Raw genomic sequence first — 18077 nt, 5'->3', positions numbered from 1 at the left:
GAAGATCCTCATGTTCGAACGCCTGATCCAGTTTGCCATCGAGCAGCGCATCATCGTCCTGCTCGCCGTTCTGCTCATGGCCGGCCTCGGCATCGCCAGTTATCAAAAACTGCCGATCGACGCCGTCCCCGACATCACCAACGTCCAGGTGCAAATCAACACCGGCGCCGCCGGGTTCTCGCCACTGGAAACCGAGCAACGCATTACCTTTCCGATCGAGACCGCGATGGCCGGTCTGCCGGCGCTGGAGCAGACCCGTTCGCTGTCGCGTTCGGGGCTGTCGCAGGTCACGGTGATCTTCAAGGACGGTACCGATCTGTTCTTCGCCCGCCAATTGGTCAACGAACGTTTGCAGATCGCCAAGGAGCAATTGCCCGAAGGCGCGGAAGCGATGATGGGGCCGATTTCCACCGGCCTCGGCGAGATCTTCTTGTGGACGGTCGAGGCTCAGGAGGGCGCGCTCAAGGACGACGGCACAACCTACACGCCGACCGATCTGCGGGTGATTCAGGACTGGATTATCAAACCGCAATTGCGCAACGTACCGGGCGTGGCCGAGATCAACACCATCGGCGGTTTTGCCAAGGAATACCAGATCGCGCCGGATCCGAAACGGCTGGCAGCGTACAAGCTGACACTGACCGATCTGGTCACCGCGCTGGAGCGCAACAACGCCAACGTCGGCGCCGGTTACATCGAGCGCAGCGGCGAGCAATTACTGATTCGCGCACCAGGGCAAGTGGCGAGCACCGAGGACATCGCCAACATCGTCATGGCCAATGTCGAAGGCACGCCGATCCGCGTGAAGAACGTCGCCACCGTCGAAATCGGCCGCGAATTGCGCAGCGGCGCGGCCACCGAAAACGGTCGAGAGGTGGTGCTCGGCACGGTGTTCATACTGATTGGCGAGAACAGCCGTACGGTCTCGCAAGCGGTGGCGGCCAAGCTCGAACAGATCAACAAATCCTTGCCCGCCGGCGTGATCGCCGTGCCGGTGTACGACCGCACGCACCTGGTCGATAAAGCCATCGCCACGGTGAAAAAGAACCTCATCGAAGGCGCGATTCTGGTGATCGCGATTCTGTTTTTATTCCTCGGCAACATCCGCGCGGCGTTGATTACCGCGATGGTGATTCCGCTGTCGATGCTGTTCACCTTCACCGGCATGTTCAGCAACAAGGTCAGCGCCAACCTGATGAGCTTGGGTGCGCTGGACTTCGGCATCATCGTCGACGGCGCGGTGGTGATCGTCGAAAACACCCTGCGCCGCCTGGCCCATGCGCAGCAGCATCACGGACGTTTGTTGAGCCGCGCCGAGCGTTTCAAGGAAGTCTTCGCGGCGGCGAAAGAGGCGCGGCGTCCGCTGATTTTCGGCCAGTTGATCATCATGGTCGTGTACCTGCCGATTTTCGCCCTGAGCGGCGTCGAGGGGAAAATGTTCCACCCGATGGCGTTCACCGTGGTTATCGCTTTGCTTGGCGCGATGCTGTTGTCGGTGACCTTTGTACCGGCGGCGATTGCGCTGTTCGTCACCGGCAAGGTCAAGGAAGAAGAGGGCGCAGTGATGCGCGGCGCCCGTCACGTTTATGCGCCGGCGCTGGCCTGGGTGATGAGTCATCGCACGGTGGCCGTGGGCGCGGCGCTGGGTGTGATCGTGCTCAGCGGCGTACTTACCAGCCGCATGGGCAGCGAGTTTGTGCCGAGCCTCAGTGAAGGCGATTTCGCCTTGCAAGCCCTGCGCGTGCCGGGCACCAGCCTGACGCAATCGGTGGACATGCAGCAGCGTCTGGAGACATTGATTCTGGCGAAAGTGCCGGAGGTCGAGCGCGTCTTCGCCCGCACCGGCACCGCCGAAATCGCTTCCGATCCGATGCCGCCGAACATCTCCGACAGTTACGTGATGCTCAAGCCCAAGGATCAGTGGCCAGACCCGGGCAAATCACGTGAAACCCTGATGGATGAACTGCAAAAGGCTGCCGCGACCTTGCCGGGCAGCAACTATGAACTGTCGCAGCCGATCCAGTTGCGCTTCAACGAGTTGATCTCCGGTGTGCGCAGCGATGTCGCGGTGAAGGTGTTTGGCGATGACATGGACGTGCTCAATGCCACGGCGGCGAAAATTGCCGCAGCGATGCAGAAGGTCAAGGGCGCCTCTGAAGTGAAGGTCGAGCAAACCACTGGTTTGCCGGTGCTGACCATCAACATCGACCGCGATAAAGCCGCGCGTTATGGGCTGAATGTCGGCGACGTGCAGGACACCATTGCCGTCGCGGTGGGTGGGCGGCAGGCCGGGACGTTGTACGAGGGCGATCGCCGCTTTGACATGGTCGTGCGTTTGTCCGATGCCATGCGCAAGGACATCGACGGCTTGGCGGCGCTGTTGATCCCGGTGCCGGCGGTGAATGGCTCGGCGAATCAGATCGGCTTTATCGCCCTGAAGGACGTCGCCAGCCTCGACCTGGTGCTTGGGCCGAATCAGGTCAGTCGCGAGAACGGCAAGCGTCTGGTGATCGTCAGCGCCAACGTGCGCGGGCGTGATATCGGCTCGTTCGTCAGCGAGGCTGGTCAAGTTATTGAACGTGACGTGCAGGTGCCGGCCGGTTACTGGACCAGTTGGGGCGGGCAGTTCGAGCAACTGCAATCAGCGGCCAAGCGCTTGCAGATTGTGGTGCCAGTGGCGTTGCTGTTGGTGTTTGGTTTGTTGTTCATGATGTTCAACAATCTCAAGGACGGCTTGCTGGTGTTTACCGGGATTCCGTTTGCTCTGACGGGCGGGGTCATGGCGTTGTGGTTGCGCGATATTCCGTTGTCGATTTCGGCGGGCGTGGGGTTTATTGCGTTGTCCGGTGTGGCGGTGTTGAACGGGCTGGTGATGATTGCGTTCATTCGCAATTTGCGCGAGGAGGGGCGTTCGCTGTCCGATGCCATTCACGAAGGCGCGCTGACACGTCTGCGCCCGGTGCTGATGACGGCGCTGGTGGCGTCGCTGGGGTTTATCCCGATGGCGCTGGCCACCGGCACCGGCGCCGAAGTGCAGCGGCCACTGGCAACCGTCGTCATCGGCGGAATCCTGTCCTCGACGATCCTCACGCTGCTGATATTGCCTGCGCTCTATCAACTCGCCCATCGCCGGGATGAGGACACCGTTCCAATTCAATAGTTAATCCCCCTGTGGGAGCGAGCCTGCTCGCGAAGGCGATCTGTCAGTCAACCACGATGTGACGGAACCACCGCTTTCGCGAGCAGGCTCGCTCCCACAGGGTTTCCGTGCACTGATCCGGGAGATAACGGATATGTAATTTCCACGCCACCGTCACGCAAGGTTCGGCTTGTTACCTTGATTCCGTCAGCTACTTAAACGAGGAATCAAAGATGAAACTTGCCCAAATCAGTGCCTTCGCAGCCGCTCTGGCGATCTCTTCCCTGGCTTTGGCCGAAGGCGGCGGCGACCGCACTTTCGAGCGGATGATGACCAGCAACGACCGATCCATGGAGCTGTTCATCGCCAAGGAAAAAGCCGCCGCCAACCCGGTGGTCATCAATGAAAAGAAAGACGACAAAACCCAAGACCTGTAAGCCGGCAGGACCCGCACAAGCCCGTCATCGCGCATCGATGCCGGGCTTTTTTCAAGTCTGGATGGAAAGGAAATACACATGAAAATGCTCAAGTTGCTCGCGTTCACCGGTGCCCTGGCGACGTCGGTCAATGTTCTTGCCGAAGGCGGTGGTGACCGTACTTTCGAACGCGCCTTCAGCGCCAACGCCAAAGCCATGGAGCAATACGCCGCCAAGCAGGGCAAAGCGCCGCCGGTGGTGACGGACTACGCGTACGGGATGAAGCTCGACGTGGCCAAAGTGGTGAGTGTCGTGAAGCCGCAGCCAGCCTGCAATGTGGTGCCCACCGCCATGACCTACGAGGACTCGAAAGGTCAGCTCAACACCCTCAAATACAACGTGATGGGCGTATGCCGTAACAACGGCGGCTGAATCCCCACCGAGCGCGGTCCGTGTAGGAGCTGCCGCAGGCTGCGATCTTTTGACTGTGATTTTAAAAGAACCAGATCAAAAGATCGCAGCCTGCGGCAGCTCCTACAGGGGGGTTCGTGGGCGTAAAAAAGGCGTCCCGAAGGACGCCAAAGGATTCACCTCTACCAAAGGAGCAAGGAGCTTCTAAAGGTGAATTTTCATGAACCGAACAGTCACAGAATCGCCAGCGGATATTCGATAATCACCCGCACTTCATCCAGGTCCGACTCAAACGCCGTGGCGCGGGTCGTGGCCTGACGCAGGCGCAGCGAGAGGTCTTTCATCGAGCCGCTCTGCACCACGTATTTGACTTCGATGTCACGCTCCCAGCGCTTCTGGTCGGTCAGTGGATTGCCCTCGGCATCGCGGCGCATGTAGACGGCGTTGGCGTTGGAATAGTCGGCGTCCGAACCGCGTGCGTAACGGGTCATGAACGACAAACCGGGTACGCCGTAAGTGCTCATGTCGAGGTCGTAGCGGACCATCCACGAGCGCTCTTTCGGCGAGTTGAAGTCGCTGTACTGGATGGAGTTGTCGAGGAAGATCGAGTCGGACTGGCGCAGGTAGTCGAAGTCGTCATTGCCGTTGTTGCGCTGGTGGGAGAGGGCGACGGAGTGGGCGCCGAGCTTGACGCCGACGCGGCCGCTCCAGATGTTGTTGTCGAATTCGCCGAGCAGTTGTTTGCCCTCGTCGACTGCCTTGTAATAATTCAGGCCGGCGAACAGCGACAGCTCATCGGACAGCGAATAAGTCCACGCGGAGCCAGCGTAATACTGATTCCATGCATCTTTCAGGCGACTGGAATACAGGCTGAAACTGAGGTTCTTGTTCAGCGCATAATCACCGCCGCCATAAGCGATCCACGGCGAATTGACCGGCCCGGCGTAGAACGTCGCGAAGTTCTCGCGCATGTCACTGGACACCGGTTGGCTCATGGCATGCAGCCGCCCGCCCTGTACCGACAGACCCTCGATGCTGGTGTTGGTCGCCGTCACGCCACGAAAACTTTCCGGCAACAATCGCGAGTCACCCGCCGCGACCACCGGGTTGGCGGGGAAGACATCGCCGACCCTGAGCACCGTATCAAACGCGCGCACTTTCGCTGCGCCACCGACCTTGGTGTACTCGTCCCGCGCCTCGCCGTCGCTGTTGACCGGCAACACGTCAAACGAGCTGCGGCCACCGTTGCGCCCATCGCCGGTGTCGAGTTTCAGACCGATCATCGCGAAAGCATCAACACCCACTCCGACGGTGCCTTGGGTGAAGCCGGATTCGAACTTGCCGATCAGCGCCTGCGCCCAGGCTTCGGAGTAGCCATTGCCGGTCGGGCTGGATTGGCCGTTGCGATGATCTCGGTTGAAGTACAAGTTGCGGTTGAGCAGCGTCAGGCTGCTGCCTTCGATAAAGCCTTGCGGCTTGTCCTCCGCCATCACCATGGACGGCCCGGAGCCAACCACCACCGCTAACGCGGCTATCGATATTTTTGAATTGTTAACCATCAATCACTCCTGAGGTTCGGCAGAACGCGAACGGGCTTCGGCGTGGTTTTTATTGTTCGGCGCAAAAGGCGCGCCGGCAGGGTCGCCGGGTGACATCGTTGCAAGCTGCGGATAACGCCAAGGTGATGGGGGAATTACAATTTCGTCATGTGCAGGTGGGTGGGTTTCGATCCGCCAGCCAGCAAATCTGGCGAACGCGCAGAGCGACAAACGGTCGATAGTGGCCACTGAATCAACGCGCTTTTACCCGGTCGTATGGGCGGCTGCGCGCACCGCGTCGCGAAAGCGAGGACGAGGGCAGCGTGGCCGATTCCGTCGTCAAGACCTTGGTTTTAGGGATGTGTTGAATGAAGCGCGCAACAACGATGCTGCTGACTGTGACCGCCGCCGTATTGCTCGGTGGCTGTGTCGCGGATTTTGATGATGACCACCGCCATGGCCGGCATTACGACCGCGATCACGGGCGCAATTACGATCACGACCGCCGTTGGGATGACCGCGACGACGACCGCCGCGATGGCCGTCGCTATTATCGTGATCGCGACGATGACTGATTAAGCACAAAGAGGGCGTTCCCGCACAGGAACGCCCTCTGTCATTGCCTCTCGATTAAAAATGAGCGCTCGCCTGGACGCTGGATCGCGCAGGCACTGAGGCCTCGATGTCCAGCAAATGGGTGGCGAGAATGTCGCTCAGAAAGCGGAACTGATCGTTGATGCCGACCACTTCATTGCTGAAATGGTTGCTCGCCGCGGGCATCAGCAGATCTTCGAAATTTTCGTTGAACACCAGCGCCTGAGCCTTGTGCGACACGGCGTGCTGATCGTAGTAGTTGCTGCCGAACACCGGGAAACTCACGGAGAGTGTGACGTGGGTGTGAATCATGCTGTGAACTCCTCGTTGTGTCTCGGATGGGGCAATCGTGCCTTTGGTTGGCGGCAGGCGGAAGGCAATCGTGGCAATGGTGAATATCGACGGCAATGATGGTTGGGGTTTTCGGGTGTTGCTGATGGCGCCATCGCGAGCAGGCTCACTCCTACATTTGAAATGCATTCTTCTGTAGGAGTGAGCCTGCTCGCGATGGCGCCAGACCAGGCAAAACCGGACAAACGGCCTTAAACCCACACCTATACTCAAATCTGTCTCCCCGGATCTTCAAGGACGCCCTCACCGTGAACCCGCGTGCGCTGCTCGTCGCCGCCCTGTTCCTGCTGGCCGGCTGCGCCACCTCGACCCGGGCGCCGGTGGCGGCGCCGCAAGCCGTGTTCGTCTCGCCGCAGACCTGGCAGCAGATCGACCGGGAAATCGTCAGCGCCTCGCAACAGGCCACCGAGCAGGTCAAGCTGTTCGCCCGTGGCTCGATGGAACATTGGCGCACTCGCGTCTATCAGCAAACTGAAGAAAATTTCATCCCGTGGTTCAGCAGCTACTGGACGCAGGAATGGCTGTCGATGAAGGTCAGTTGGTACACCGTCAATGCCGGTGGCGAACAGGATGCTTCAGCCAAGCGCCTGGCGGCGTATCTGCTTGAGCAATATCAGAAAAGAGTACTGGCGCCGGTGGCGGTGGAGATCGATCCGGACGCGATCCTCGGGCAGGCCACCGAGTTTTATACGCAGCTGATGGCCAAACAGATGCCGCTCATCGCCCAGCGTCACCGCGTACCGCTTGCGCAGCTTAACGGGCATTTGCAGAAGATCCCGGCCATCGCCCTCGGCCCGCCGCCGGCGCGGGACGCGTCGCTGTTGCAAGTCATCAGCACCGCGCCGCTGAACACCTTGCCGGCGTATGCCGCGCTGATCGACAAGATCCACACCGACGGCGGCGCCAAGGGTATCGCCTCGACCGACGCCGGCATGGCGCCGGTGGCCAAACGTGCCAGCCAGCGGATGGAGGCCGAAATGGCCCCGCGCGGGGCTGCCAGTGCCGTTGCGGCGGCAGCCGGCAAACTGGCGGGTGGGCTGATTTCGGTGGGGGTGGCGGGCATCCGCGCGATCATCCAGGCCAATGACCGTCCCGACAGCGAAGCGCTGATCCGCAGCAGCCTCGGCGGCACTTTCGACAAGGCCTGGCTAAAACTGGTGCAGAACCCGACCACCGGGGTCATGGCCGGCGCGCTGCACATGGCCGGGCAGGTCGAGCGCAATCTGGCCGGCAGCGAAGCACCGTCGGTCGGCTTGGGTGTGGAGGGTGTCGAATGGCGTCCGCCGCAATCGACTACTCAGCAGATCGAACCCAACGTACAAGGAGAATGATCATGGCTTACATCGATATTTTTGTGGCGCCGGTGCCGACTGCCAATCGTGAACAGTACAAACAACACTGCGTCATCGCGGCGAAACTGTTCAAGGAGTACGGCGCGCTGAGCGTCGCCGAATGCTGGGGCGATGACGTGCCTGACGGCAAGCTCACGTCGTTTCCAATGGCGGTGAAACTCAAGGACGGCGAAACCGTGGTCTCGGGCTGGCTGATCTGGCCCGACAAAGCCACCCGCGATGCCGGCATGGCAAAAATGATGGAAGACCCACGGATGAAACCGGACGTCAACCCGATGCCGTTCGACGGCCAGCGGATGATCTACGGCGGCTTTCAATACCTCCTGGAACCCTGAACCACGCACACCTCCCTGTAGGAGCTGCCGAAGGCTGCGATCTTTTGATCTTGTTTTTTCAATCAACCTCAAAAGACCGCAGCCTTCGGCAGCTCCTACAGAGGCGTCATTCGGAGGAGGGGGTGATTCGGCAGCCTTTGCGGTTGCGGATCTGTTCGTCTGTCGGCCGTTCGCGGACGAATTCGAAGCGTGGCTCGCCCTCGCTGTAATGCACCAGCCAGCCCCATTCCAGCTCATGTTCGTCCTGCCCGGGATGCGGCGGTCGTGCCCACCACGGCTCTTTGCTGAGGATCTCGCGCATGGCGGCCTCCGATTGATGGCAATCCTTGAACTATAGCTTCCTGACACGAGTCGTCTGATCAGGCTGTGTAGAATCCGCCCGATTACGATAAACAGGGGGCAGGGCCATGACCGATGAAGCGAAACGACTGTTTTTCGCCCTCGATTGCCCGGCGGTGCAGCGCAAGGCAATCGCCCAGTGGCGCGGGGAGTTGGGTTTGCGCACCGGAAAGCCGGTGCCGGCTGACAATTTTCATCTGACGTTGCTGTTCCTCGGTGCTGTGCCGTTGGCGCAGATCAATGAGGTTTGCGAGGCTGCTGGAAAAGTGCGCAAACCGGGGGAGCCGCTGAAAATTCTGCTGGATCGCTTGCAGGTCTGGCATCGTGCCGGGGTCTTGTCGTTGGCGCCTGAACAGGCGCCGCAGGCGTTGTTGCGCTTGGTCTACGCGCTGGAACAGGCGATGTTGCCGTTCGGTTTCGAGGAGACCTCCCACGAGTTTCGCCCGCACCTGACCTTGGCCCGGGACTACCGCGCGCCGGAGCCGGAATCCGCGACGTTACCCGAGTTTTTCCTGCGCGCCGAACGCTTTGCCCTGTTCGAATCGCACAAGGGCCGCTACCGGGTTCTGCAGGATTGGCCGCTGATTTGAAGCGACAAAAAAAGGCGCCCGAGGGCGCCTGAGAATTCACCCGAGCCGAGGGAGCCAGGTGAGGCCGTTCATAGCAGGGTGCAGCGGTGGTAAGGCGCTGCGTGAACGGGAAAACACTAATTCTGAAATTTACACTGATCGTTCCCACGCTCTGCGTGGGAATGCCTCTTGTGACGCTCCGCGTCACGCTTTGGGACGCAGATCGTCCTGGACTGCATTCCCACGCGGAGCGTGGGAACGATCATCGGCTCACTTACCGAGTTTCACCCGGGTCCAGCCACGGGTCATGATTCGCTGTGTGGCGATCGGCTGATCCGGCACCGCATACAACGTCGCCATCACCGCTTGCGACGGGTATGAGCCCGGGTCGTTACGGATCGCTTCATCCACCAGTGGCGTGGCCGCCGAGTTGGCGTTGCTGTAACCGTTGCTGTTGGTGATCTCGGCGATGATGTCCGGACGCATCAGGAAGTCCATGAACAGGTAGGCGTTCTCGACGTTCGCTGCATCGCGCGGGATGGCGACCATGTCGTAGAAGCTGCCGGCGCCTTCCTTGGGAATGCTGTAGTCGATCACCACGTTGTTGCCCGATTCCACCGCGCGGGCCTTGGCCTGCAACACGTCACCGGAGTAACCGACCGCCACGCAGATGTTGCCGTTGGCCAGATCGGAGATGTATTTCGAGGAATGGAAATACGCCACGTTCGGGCGGATTTTCATGAACAGCGCCTCGGCTTCCTTGATGTGCGCGGTGTCCTGGTCGTTCACCGGGTAGCCCAGGTAGTGCAGGGCGGCCGGGATCATTTCGGTCGGCGAGTCGAGGAAACTGATACCACAGGCTTTGAGCTTTTCAGCGTTTTCCGGTTTGAACAGCAAGTCCCAGGAATTGGTCGGAGCATTGGCGCCGAGCACTTCCTTGACCTTGGCCGGGTTGAAACCGATGCCGATCGAGCCCCACATGTACGGGAACGCGTGGGCGTTGTCCGGATCACTGGCAGCGGCGTTTTTCAGCAGCACCGGGTTGAGATTCTTCCAGTTCGGCAGCTTCGATTTGTCCAGCGTCTGATAGACACCGGCCTTGATCTGCTTGGCCAGGAAACTGTTCGACGGCACGACCAGGTCGTAGCCGGATTTGCCCGCCAGCAAACGTGCCTCAAGGGTCTCGTTGCTGTCGAAGACGTCGTAGGTCACACGGATGCCGGTCTCGTCTTCGAACTTCTTGACGGTGTCCGGCGCGATGTAATCGGACCAGTTGTAAACACGCAGCACCTTGTCGTTGGCCTGGGCGCCCATGACCATTGCGCCCATTAAGGACAGTGTCAGCAGAGTCCTGCCAAACATTTTCATCGGTACAACTCCATTCTTCTTATTCAAAAACTTTAATCAAAAGCACAAACCAGCTGTACACATAACCTTGTGGCGAGGGGATTTATCCCCGTTGGGCTGCGAAGCAGCCCCTTGCAGTTCAACCTGAAAACTGTGTATTCAGGTTTTACGACTGCTGCGCAGCCGAACGGGGATAAATCCCCTCGCCACAGTTGTTCATCAGTGTTGCTTAGGCAGTCGCCGCTGCGGGTTGCTGCCACGACTCGTTTGCGGTCTGATCCATCGCTTCCTGAATCGCACGCTTGCGATTGGCTTCTGCCTTGCGGCCGAAGTACCAGACCAGGAAGGTCACCAAGGAAACCGCCAGCAGAATCAGGCTCGCCACCGCGTTGATCTCAGGCTTCACGCCCAGACGCACCGCCGAGAACACTTCCATCGGCAACGTCGTCGAACCCGGACCGGAAACGAAGCTCGCCAACACCAGATCATCCAGCGACAAGGCGAACGACATCATCCCGCCCGCTGCCAGCGACGGCGCGATCATTGGAATGGTGATCAGGAAAAACACCTTGAACGGCTTCGCACCGAGATCCATCGCCGCTTCTTCGATCGACAGATCCAGCTCGCGCAGGCGGGCGGAGACTACCACCGCCACATAGGCTGCACAAAACGTGGTGTGGGCGATCCAGATCGTGACGATGCCACGCTCCTGCGGCCAGCCGATCAACTGCGCCATGGCCACGAACAGCAGCAACAGCGACAGACCGGTGATCACTTCAGGCATCACCAACGGCGCGGTCACCAGGCCACCAAACAGCGTACGACCCTTGAAGCGCGTCACACGAGTCAGGACGAAGGCGGCGAGGGTGCCCAGCGCTACGGCGGCAACGGCGGTATAGCAGGCGATTTCCAGCGAGCGCACCACCGAGCCCATCAGTTGCGTATTGTCGAGCAGGCCGACGTACCACTTCACCGACCAGCCGCCCCAGACTGTCACCAGTTTGGATGCGTTGAACGAGTAGATCACCAGAATCAGCATCGGCAGATAAATGAACATCAAGCCGAAGATCAACATGAACTTGGAAAAACCGAAGCGTTTCATCCTCGTGCCTCCATCTCTTTGGCCTGGCTGCGGTTGAACAGCAGAATCGGCACAATCAGGATCAACAGCATCACCACCGCCAGCGCAGACGCCACCGGCCAGTCGCGGTTATTGAAGAACTCTTGCCACAGCACGCGACCGATCATCAGCGTCTCCGGGCCACCCAACAATTCCGGAATCACGAACTCACCGACCACCGGAATGAACACCAGCATGCACCCGGCAATAATGCCGTTCTTGGCCAGCGGTACAGTGATTTTCCAGAAGTTGTTGAAGTTGCTCGAACCCAGATCCGACGCGGCTTCGAGCAAGCTGCCGTCGTGCTTGACGAGGTTGGCGTAGAGCGGCAACACCATGAACGGCAGGTAGGCGTAAACCACACCTATATAGACGGCGGTGTTGGTGTTGAGGATCTCGATCGGGTGATCGGTCAGCCCCGTCCACATCAGAAACGCGTTGAGCAGACCGTTGTTGCTGAGGATGCCCATCCACGCGTAAACGCGGATCAGGATTGCGGTCCAGGTCGGCATCATGATCAGCAGCAGCAGGACGTTTTGCGTTTCCTTGCCAGTCTTGGTGATTGCGTAGGCCATCGGGAAACCGATCACCAGGCACATCAGCGTGCTCAGCGCCGCGACCTTCAGCGAACCGAGGTAGGCCGACAGGTACAACTCGTCTTCGCCGAGCATGGTGTAGTTGCCGATGTTCAGCATCAGCTGGAATTTCTGTTCGGCGTAGGTGTAGATCTCCGAGTACGGCGGGATCGACAACGCGGCTTCCGAGAAGCTGATCTTCATCACCAGGAAGAACGGCAGCATGAAGAACAGGAACAGCCAGATGAACGGGATGCCGATAACCAGTTTTCGTCCGCTGGGCACCAGGCGCAGGAATTGCTGATTGAAGGTTTTCATGAGCGCAGTACCACGCCGCTGTCGTCTTCCCACCACACGTAGACCTTGTCGTCCCAGGTCGGACGCGCGCCACGGCGTTCGGCGTTGGCCATGAACGACTGGACGATCTTGCCGCCCGGCAGCTCGACGTAGAACACCGAGTGGCCGCCGAGGTAAGCGATGTCATGCACCTTGCCTTCGGACCAGTTGTAGCGGAACTCAGGCTTGGTGGTGCTGACGAGCATTTTTTCCGGACGGATCGCGTAGGTGACCGACTTGTCCTGCACCGAGGTGCTGACGCCATGACCGACGTAAATCTTTTGCTGCAGGTCCGGGCTGTGGATGATCGCGTGACCTTCAAGGTCTTCCACCACGGTGCCGTCGAAGGCGTTCACGTTGCCGATGAACTCGCAGACCATGCGGCTGACCGGGGCTTCATAGATGTCGATCGGGCTGCCGATCTGCGCGATCCAGCCGAGGTGCATAATCGCGATGCGCTCGGCCATGGTCATGGCCTCTTCCTGGTCGTGGGTCACCATCACGCAGGTCACGCCGACGCGCTCGATGATCTGCACCAGCTCCAGTTGCATCTGCGAACGCAGCTTTTTATCCAGCGCACCCATCGGCTCGTCGAGCAGCAACAGCTTCGGACGCTTGGCCAGCGAACGGGCGAGGGCGACGCGCTGACGCTGACCGCCGGACAGTTGATGCGGCTTGCGTTTGGCGTATTGGGTCATGTGCACCAGGCGCAGCATTTCATCGACACGGGCGTCGATTTCGCTGGCCGGCAAACGGTCTTGCTTGAGGCCGAAGGCGATGTTCTGCGCAACGGTCATGTGTGGGAACAGCGCGTAGGACTGGAACATCATGTTGATCGGCCGCTCGTACGGCGGCATGTCAGTGATGTCCACGCCGTCGAGCAGAATCCGCCCTTCAGTCGGGCGCTCGAAACCGGCGAGCATGCGCAGCAGGGTCGATTTACCCGAACCGGAGCCACCGAGCAGGGCAAAGATTTCACCCTGATGAATCTCCAGGGACACGTCATCCACTGCGGTGGTTTCGTCGAACTTCTTGGTGACGCGATCGACTTTCACCAGAACCTTTTTCGGTTGCTGATGACCCTCAAGAGCCTTCCTGTAAGTGCTGGAGGCGTTTGCCATGTGAAACTCCCAACATGTTTCAGTCGCCTGGCCAATGTGGCCGGGCTTAAGTGGATTGCAAGCCAGGAACAACCATCCCCCTCACACATGGCCCTGTAGGAGCTGCCGAAGGCTGCGATCTGTTGATCTTGTTGTTTACAAACAGCATCAACAGATCGCAGCCTTCGGCAGCTCCTACAGGGGCCACATTTTCAGTGGGTTGCCCTGACTTGGTCGGCGCCGCCGTCCTGGCTGCCTGGGTCGTACTTGTTGTTATTACGGGTGTTGTCTTTCACGGATGACGGATGCGCGAAGGCACACCCGACATTCATGGGGGCAGTAAATCGTTATGTATTGCTGGCTGATGTCAGCGCTGGTTGCGCCGCGCCGCCCGTTGTCGGCAAGCCGCACCAAACGCCTGGAAAATCTTCAGGTAATTCGGGTTGTCGAGCACTTGCCATTCCGGGTGCCATTGCACGCCGAGGGCGAAGGTCGGGCTGTGCTCGACCGAGACCGCCTCGATCAATCCGTCCGGCGCCACCGCTTCGGCACGCAGGCCGGGCGCGAGGCGGTCGATGCCCTGGCTGTGAATCGAGTTGACCTGGAACTCGCCCGGCAACCCCAGCGCTTCGAACACACCGCCATCGAGCACGGTCACCGCATGGGCCGGTGCGTATTGCACGGCCACGTCCGGGCTGTCGGCTTCACGGTGATCGAGCATGCCCGGCAGTTCATGCACCTTCTGATGCAGGCTGCCGCCGAACGCCACGTTCATTTCCTGGAAACCACGGCAAATGCCGAGCACCGGAACGCCCGCCGCAATGGCCGCACGCAATAAAGGAAGGGTGGTGGCATCCCGCGCCGGATCGTGATCCGTGCCGGGCGCGCTGGCCGGGCCTTGATAGTGGAAGGGTTCCACGTTCGAGGGCGAGCCGGTCAGCAGCAGACCGTCGAGTTGACCGAGCAGGTCTTCGATTTCAGTCAGGTTGCCAAGGGAAGGAATGACCACTGGCAGCCCGTTGGCGCCAACGCTGACAGCACGTAAGTACTTGTCGCCGCTGATGTGATAGGGGTGCAGGCCAATCTGTTTGACGCACGCAGTAACGCCGATCAATGGCTTGAATGCCATTTTTATTCACCTCGAAGTTTGACACTTGAACGAGCTTTTCCGGAGCTTAGCCTCGTTGATTTTAATTAACAACTGCCATGTAAAAAATTCTAAACGCCGTTCATCATATCTTCATGATTCTCGGGGCTCTGGCGCCTGTATTGGCACGCAAGTGTTAAAAAAAGCCCGAAAAATAAACCCTGAGCGGCCATCTGTTCGCTATTGACTTCACTTTGCCGTTCGGGTTGACTGGCTCGGCGAAACAGTAGTGAACATAATAATTAACAGCTAAATAGGTGCATCATGTCGGTCCCTCTGCGTACCGTTCAACTCAACGAAGCAAACGCATTCCTTAAGAAATATCCTGAGGTTTTGTACGTCGACCTTCTGATTGCGGATATGAACGGTGTGGTGCGCGGCAAGCGCATCGAACGCACCAGTCTTCATAAGGTTTACGAAAAAGGTATCAACCTGCCGGCCTCGCTTTTCGCGCTCGATATCAATGGTTCCACGGTGGAAAGCACCGGCCTGGGTCTGGACATCGGCGACGCTGACCGTATTTGCTATCCGATCCCCGGCACTCTGAGCATCGAGCCGTGGCAGAAGCGCCCAACCGCACAACTTCTGATGACCATGCACGAGATCGAAGGCCAGCCGTTCTTCGCTGACCCGCGTGAAGTGCTGGCCAACGTCGTGCGCAAATTCGATGACCTCGGCCTGACTATCTGCGCCGCGTTTGAACTCGAGTTCTATCTGATCGACCAGGACAACGTGAACGGTCGTCCGCAATCGCCGCGTTCGCCGGTGTCCGGCAAGCGTCCGGTATCGACTCAGGTGTACCTGATCGACGACCTCGACGAATACGTCGATTGCCTCCAAGACATCCTCGAAGGCGCGAAAGAGCAGGGCATCCCCGCTGACGCGATCGTCAAGGAAAGCGCCCCGGCGCAGTTCGAAGTCAACCTGCATCACGTGTCCGACCCGATCAAGGCGTGCGACTACGCCGTCCTGCTCAAGCGTCTGGTGAAGAACATCGCCTACGACCACGAGATGGACACCACCTTCATGGCCAAGCCGTATCCGGGCCAGGCGGGCAACGGTCTGCACGTGCACATTTCGATCCTGGACAAAGAAGGCAACAACATCTTCGCCAGCGAGGATCCCGAGCAGAACGCCGCCCTGCGTCACGCGATCGGCGGTGTGCTGGAGACCCTGCCTGCGCAAATGGCCTTCCTCTGCCCGAACGTCAACTCGTACCGCCGTTTCGGCGCGCAGTTCTATGTACCGAACTCGCCAAGCTGGGGCATCGACAACCGCACCGTGGCCGTGCGCGTACCGACCGGTTCGCCGGACTCCGTGCGCATCGAACACCGTGTCGCCGGTGCCGACGCCAACCCGTACCTGCTGATGGCTTCGGTGCTGGCCGGTATTCACCACGGTCTGACCAACCAGATCGAACCGGGTGCTCCGGTCGAAGGCAACAGCTACGAGCAGAACGAACAGAGCCTGCCGAACAACCTGCGCGACGCACTGCGCGAGCTGGACGACAGCGAAGTCATGGCCAAGTACATCGACCCGCTGTACATCGACGTGTTCGTCGCGTGCAAGGAAAGTGAGTTGGCCGAGTTCGAGAACTCGATCTCTGACCTTGAGTACAACTGGTATCTGCACACGGTGTGATGGGTTCTGGCCCTCAGAAGCCGAAGAGCCCCTCACCCTAACCCTCTCCCAAAGGGAGAGGGGACTGATCCGGGGATGCTCGGGCAATCCGCCGACCTGAACGATTTTTGCCGAATCCATATTCGACTCGGTCATTCAGGTCGGTGCATCTCCCAAGACACTTCGGTCGGTCCCCTCTACCTCCGGGAGAGGGCTAGGGTGAGGGCAGCCATCCCAAGCCAGACATCGCAGCCAGACAACACCCCCAATCCCCCCTTGTCGAGCCACAACAATGACAACGACCCGCAACGACTGGGAACAACGCTTCCAGTCCCTGACCATCGAAGCCCGCGCGTTCATCAATGGTGAATACCGCCCGGCCATCAGTGGCGATACGTTCGAATGCCTGAGCCCCGTTGACGGCCGTTTTCTGGCCTCCGTCGCCAGCACCGATGAAGCCGACGCCAACCTCGCCGTTGAAGTCGCGCGCCAGTCTTTTGAATCCGGCGTGTGGGCGAAAAAAGCCCCGGCCGAACGCAAGCGCATCCTGATTCGCTTCGCCGATCTGATCCTGCAGAACCAGGAAGAACTGGCGCTGCTGGAAACCCTCGACATGGGTAAACCGATCAGCGACTCGATGAGCATCGACATCCCGGCGACCGCCAACGCGATCCGCTGGAGCGCCGAAGCCATCGACAAGATCTACGACGAAGTCGCCGCCACCCCGCACGACCAACTCGGCCTGATTACTCGCGAGCCTTCCGGCGTCGTCGCCGCCATCGTGCCGTGGAACTTCCCGTTGATCATGGCCAGCTGGAAATTCGCCCCAGCGCTGGCAGCGGGCAACTCGTTCATTCTCAAGCCTTCGGAAAAATCGCCGCTGACCGCGATCCGCATCGCCCAACTGGCGCTGGATGCCGGCATTCCGAAAGGCGTGTTCAACGTCCTGCCAGGCTTCGGTCACACCGTCGGCAAGGCGTTGGCGTTGCACATGGACGTCGACGTGCTGGCCTTCACCGGCTCCACGGCGATCGCCAAGCAACTGATGATTTATGCAGGCCTTAGCAACATGAAACGCGTCTGGCTCGAAGCAGGGGGCAAGAGCCCGAACGTCGTGTTTGCCGACGCACCGGATTTGCGCGCGGCAGCACAAGCAGCGGCCGGCGCCATTGCCTTCAACCAGGGCGAAGTGTGCACGGCGGGTTCGCGCCTGCTGGTCGAGCGCTCGATCCGCGAGCAGTTCATTCCACTGCTGGTGGAAGCGCTGCAAGCTTGGAAACCGGGTCATTCACTGGATCCGGCGACCACCGTCGGCGCCGTGGTCGATCAGCGTCAACTCGACAACGTGCTGCGCTACATCAGCATCGGTCGTGAGCAGGGCGCCGAGCTGATCGCTGGCGGCCAACGCACCCTCGAAGAAACCGGTGGCCTCTATGTGCAACCGGCGCTCTTCGACGGCGTGACCAACGCGATGACCATCGCTCAGGAAGAAATCTTCGGCCCGGTGCTGTCGCTGATCACCTTCGACACTGCTGAAGAAGCGCTGCAGATCGCCAACGACAGCATCTTCGGCCTCGCCGCCGGTGTCTGGACCAGCAACCTGAGCAAGGCGCACACCTTCGCCCGTGGCCTGCGCGCCGGCAGCGTGTGGGTCAACCAGTACGACGGCGGCGACATGACTGCACCGTTCGGTGGCTTCAAACAGTCGGGCAACGGCCGCGATAAATCGCTGCACGCGTTCGACAAGTACACCGAGCTGAAAGCGACCTGGATCAAGCTCTGACTCTA

Annotated in this window: 17 protein-coding genes; 9 read left to right on the top strand and 8 right to left on the bottom strand. The window is 59.8% G+C overall.

Annotation, left to right across the window (positions count from 1 at the left end; all coding sequences use genetic code 11):
• Positions 1-10: 10 nt before the first annotated feature.
• From QOL84_RS08615 to QOL84_RS08605, 3 genes are all read left to right on the top strand, one after another.
• The gene (locus QOL84_RS08615) at positions 11-3160 is read left to right on the top strand and encodes a CusA/CzcA family heavy metal efflux RND transporter (RefSeq protein WP_283436924.1); all 3150 of its coding nucleotides are present in this window, start codon (positions 11-13) and stop codon (positions 3158-3160) included.
• Positions 3161-3372: 212 nt separating this feature from the next.
• Positions 3373-3576 carry a co-regulatory protein PtrA N-terminal domain-containing protein gene (locus QOL84_RS08610; protein WP_283436923.1) on the top strand — a complete coding sequence of 68 codons (204 nt, stop codon included), beginning with the start codon at positions 3373-3375 and terminating at the stop codon, positions 3574-3576.
• A 78-nt stretch (positions 3577-3654) separates the two neighbouring features.
• The gene (locus tag QOL84_RS08605; protein WP_283436922.1) at positions 3655-3987 is read left to right on the top strand and encodes a DUF2790 domain-containing protein; all 333 of its coding nucleotides are present in this window, start codon (positions 3655-3657) and stop codon (positions 3985-3987) included.
• A 212-nt stretch (positions 3988-4199) separates the two neighbouring features.
• On the opposite strand, the gene QOL84_RS08600 is transcribed toward QOL84_RS08605, so the two are convergent.
• On the bottom strand, positions 4200-5525 hold the full coding sequence (locus tag QOL84_RS08600; RefSeq protein ID WP_129392236.1) for an OprD family porin: 1326 nt from the start codon (positions 5523-5525) through the stop codon (positions 4200-4202).
• 347 nt (positions 5526-5872) lie between these two features.
• On the opposite strand from QOL84_RS08600, the gene QOL84_RS08595 reads away from it, so the two are divergent.
• Positions 5873-6079 carry a hypothetical protein gene (locus tag QOL84_RS08595; protein WP_129392239.1) on the top strand — a complete coding sequence of 69 codons (207 nt, stop codon included), beginning with the start codon at positions 5873-5875 and terminating at the stop codon, positions 6077-6079.
• A gap of 55 nt (positions 6080-6134) precedes the next feature.
• Here the strand turns inward: QOL84_RS08595 and QOL84_RS08590 are convergent, their stop codons facing one another.
• Positions 6135-6410: a hypothetical protein gene (locus tag QOL84_RS08590; RefSeq protein WP_283436921.1), complete on the bottom strand. Its 276-nt coding sequence runs from the start codon at positions 6408-6410 to the stop codon at positions 6135-6137.
• Between the two features lie 287 nt (positions 6411-6697).
• Here QOL84_RS08590 and QOL84_RS08585 point away from each other — a divergent pair, with 287 nt between their 5' ends.
• On the top strand, positions 6698-7780 hold the full coding sequence (locus tag QOL84_RS08585; RefSeq protein WP_283436920.1) for a hypothetical protein: 1083 nt from the start codon (positions 6698-6700) through the stop codon (positions 7778-7780).
• Positions 7781-7782: 2 nt separating this feature from the next.
• A complete protein-coding gene (locus QOL84_RS08580; RefSeq protein ID WP_283436919.1) occupies positions 7783-8136 on the top strand; it encodes a DUF1428 domain-containing protein in 354 nt (117 codons plus the stop codon).
• Between the two features lie 106 nt (positions 8137-8242).
• Here QOL84_RS08580 and QOL84_RS08575 read toward each other — a convergent pair whose 3' ends face one another.
• On the bottom strand, positions 8243-8437 hold the full coding sequence (locus QOL84_RS08575) for a hypothetical protein (protein WP_129392252.1): 195 nt from the start codon (positions 8435-8437) through the stop codon (positions 8243-8245).
• Between the two features lie 106 nt (positions 8438-8543).
• Between QOL84_RS08575 and thpR the strand changes: the two genes are divergently transcribed.
• Entirely contained in the window at positions 8544-9065 is a 522-nt protein-coding gene (gene thpR, locus QOL84_RS08570) for an RNA 2',3'-cyclic phosphodiesterase (RefSeq protein ID WP_283436918.1), read from the top strand.
• 249 nt (positions 9066-9314) lie between these two features.
• Here the strand turns inward: thpR and QOL84_RS08565 are convergent, their stop codons facing one another.
• From QOL84_RS08565 to QOL84_RS08545, 5 genes are all read right to left on the bottom strand, one after another.
• Complete coding sequence (locus QOL84_RS08565; RefSeq protein ID WP_129392258.1) at positions 9315-10412, bottom strand: polyamine ABC transporter substrate-binding protein; 1098 nt, start codon at positions 10410-10412, stop codon at positions 9315-9317.
• A gap of 208 nt (positions 10413-10620) precedes the next feature.
• Positions 10621-11493 carry an ABC transporter permease subunit gene (locus QOL84_RS08560; protein ID WP_283436917.1) on the bottom strand — a complete coding sequence of 291 codons (873 nt, stop codon included), beginning with the start codon at positions 11491-11493 and terminating at the stop codon, positions 10621-10623.
• A complete protein-coding gene (locus QOL84_RS08555; RefSeq protein ID WP_372238478.1) occupies positions 11490-12371 on the bottom strand; it encodes an ABC transporter permease subunit in 882 nt (293 codons plus the stop codon). Before QOL84_RS08555 ends, QOL84_RS08560 begins: the two co-directional genes overlap by 4 nt.
• A 29-nt stretch (positions 12372-12400) precedes the next feature.
• A complete protein-coding gene (locus QOL84_RS08550) occupies positions 12401-13543 on the bottom strand; it encodes an ABC transporter ATP-binding protein (RefSeq protein WP_129392293.1) in 1143 nt (380 codons plus the stop codon).
• A gap of 346 nt (positions 13544-13889) precedes the next feature.
• On the bottom strand, positions 13890-14651 hold the full coding sequence (locus QOL84_RS08545) for a gamma-glutamyl-gamma-aminobutyrate hydrolase family protein (protein ID WP_283436916.1): 762 nt from the start codon (positions 14649-14651) through the stop codon (positions 13890-13892).
• Between the two features lie 282 nt (positions 14652-14933).
• Between QOL84_RS08545 and QOL84_RS08540 the strand changes: the two genes are divergently transcribed.
• Both QOL84_RS08540 and QOL84_RS08535 read left to right on the top strand, forming a co-directional pair.
• The gene (locus tag QOL84_RS08540; protein WP_129392299.1) at positions 14934-16310 is read left to right on the top strand and encodes a glutamine synthetase family protein; all 1377 of its coding nucleotides are present in this window, start codon (positions 14934-14936) and stop codon (positions 16308-16310) included.
• Positions 16311-16581: 271 nt separating this feature from the next.
• Complete coding sequence (locus tag QOL84_RS08535) at positions 16582-18072, top strand: aldehyde dehydrogenase (protein WP_129392302.1); 1491 nt, start codon at positions 16582-16584, stop codon at positions 18070-18072.
• Positions 18073-18077 lie beyond the last annotated feature (5 nt).

The sequence above is a fragment of the Pseudomonas helmanticensis genome (assembly GCF_900182985.1).
Classification (GTDB): Bacteria; Pseudomonadota; Gammaproteobacteria; order Pseudomonadales; family Pseudomonadaceae; genus Aquipseudomonas; species Aquipseudomonas helmanticensis.
The sequence above is the reverse complement of the archived record's forward strand: the minus strand, read 5'-3'. Positions and strand labels throughout refer to the sequence as shown.

What these genes read in the sequence shown, in the direction of transcription:
- QOL84_RS08615 (WP_283436924.1), top strand. Translation starts at nt 11, where the DNA reads ATGTTCGAACGCCTGATCCAGTTTGCCATCGAGCAGCGCATCATCGTC.
- QOL84_RS08610 (WP_283436923.1), top strand. Translation starts at nt 3,373, where the DNA reads ATGAAACTTGCCCAAATCAGTGCCTTCGCAGCCGCTCTGGCGATCTCT.
- QOL84_RS08605 (WP_283436922.1), top strand. Translation starts at nt 3,655, where the DNA reads ATGAAAATGCTCAAGTTGCTCGCGTTCACCGGTGCCCTGGCGACGTCG.
- QOL84_RS08600 (WP_129392236.1), bottom strand. Translation starts at nt 5,525, where the DNA reads ATGGTTAACAATTCAAAAATATCGATAGCCGCGTTAGCGGTGGTGGTT.
- QOL84_RS08595 (WP_129392239.1), top strand. Translation starts at nt 5,873, where the DNA reads ATGAAGCGCGCAACAACGATGCTGCTGACTGTGACCGCCGCCGTATTG.
- QOL84_RS08590 (WP_283436921.1), bottom strand. Translation starts at nt 6,410, where the DNA reads ATGATTCACACCCACGTCACACTCTCCGTGAGTTTCCCGGTGTTCGGC.
- QOL84_RS08580 (WP_283436919.1), top strand. Translation starts at nt 7,783, where the DNA reads ATGGCTTACATCGATATTTTTGTGGCGCCGGTGCCGACTGCCAATCGT.
- QOL84_RS08575 (WP_129392252.1), bottom strand. Translation starts at nt 8,437, where the DNA reads ATGCGCGAGATCCTCAGCAAAGAGCCGTGGTGGGCACGACCGCCGCAT.
- thpR (WP_283436918.1), top strand. Translation starts at nt 8,544, where the DNA reads ATGACCGATGAAGCGAAACGACTGTTTTTCGCCCTCGATTGCCCGGCG.
- QOL84_RS08565 (WP_129392258.1), bottom strand. Translation starts at nt 10,412, where the DNA reads ATGAAAATGTTTGGCAGGACTCTGCTGACACTGTCCTTAATGGGCGCA.
- QOL84_RS08560 (WP_283436917.1), bottom strand. Translation starts at nt 11,493, where the DNA reads ATGAAACGCTTCGGTTTTTCCAAGTTCATGTTGATCTTCGGCTTGATG.
- QOL84_RS08550 (WP_129392293.1), bottom strand. Translation starts at nt 13,543, where the DNA reads ATGGCAAACGCCTCCAGCACTTACAGGAAGGCTCTTGAGGGTCATCAG.
- QOL84_RS08545 (WP_283436916.1), bottom strand. Translation starts at nt 14,651, where the DNA reads ATGGCATTCAAGCCATTGATCGGCGTTACTGCGTGCGTCAAACAGATT.
- QOL84_RS08540 (WP_129392299.1), top strand. Translation starts at nt 14,934, where the DNA reads ATGTCGGTCCCTCTGCGTACCGTTCAACTCAACGAAGCAAACGCATTC.
- QOL84_RS08535 (WP_129392302.1), top strand. Translation starts at nt 16,582, where the DNA reads ATGACAACGACCCGCAACGACTGGGAACAACGCTTCCAGTCCCTGACC.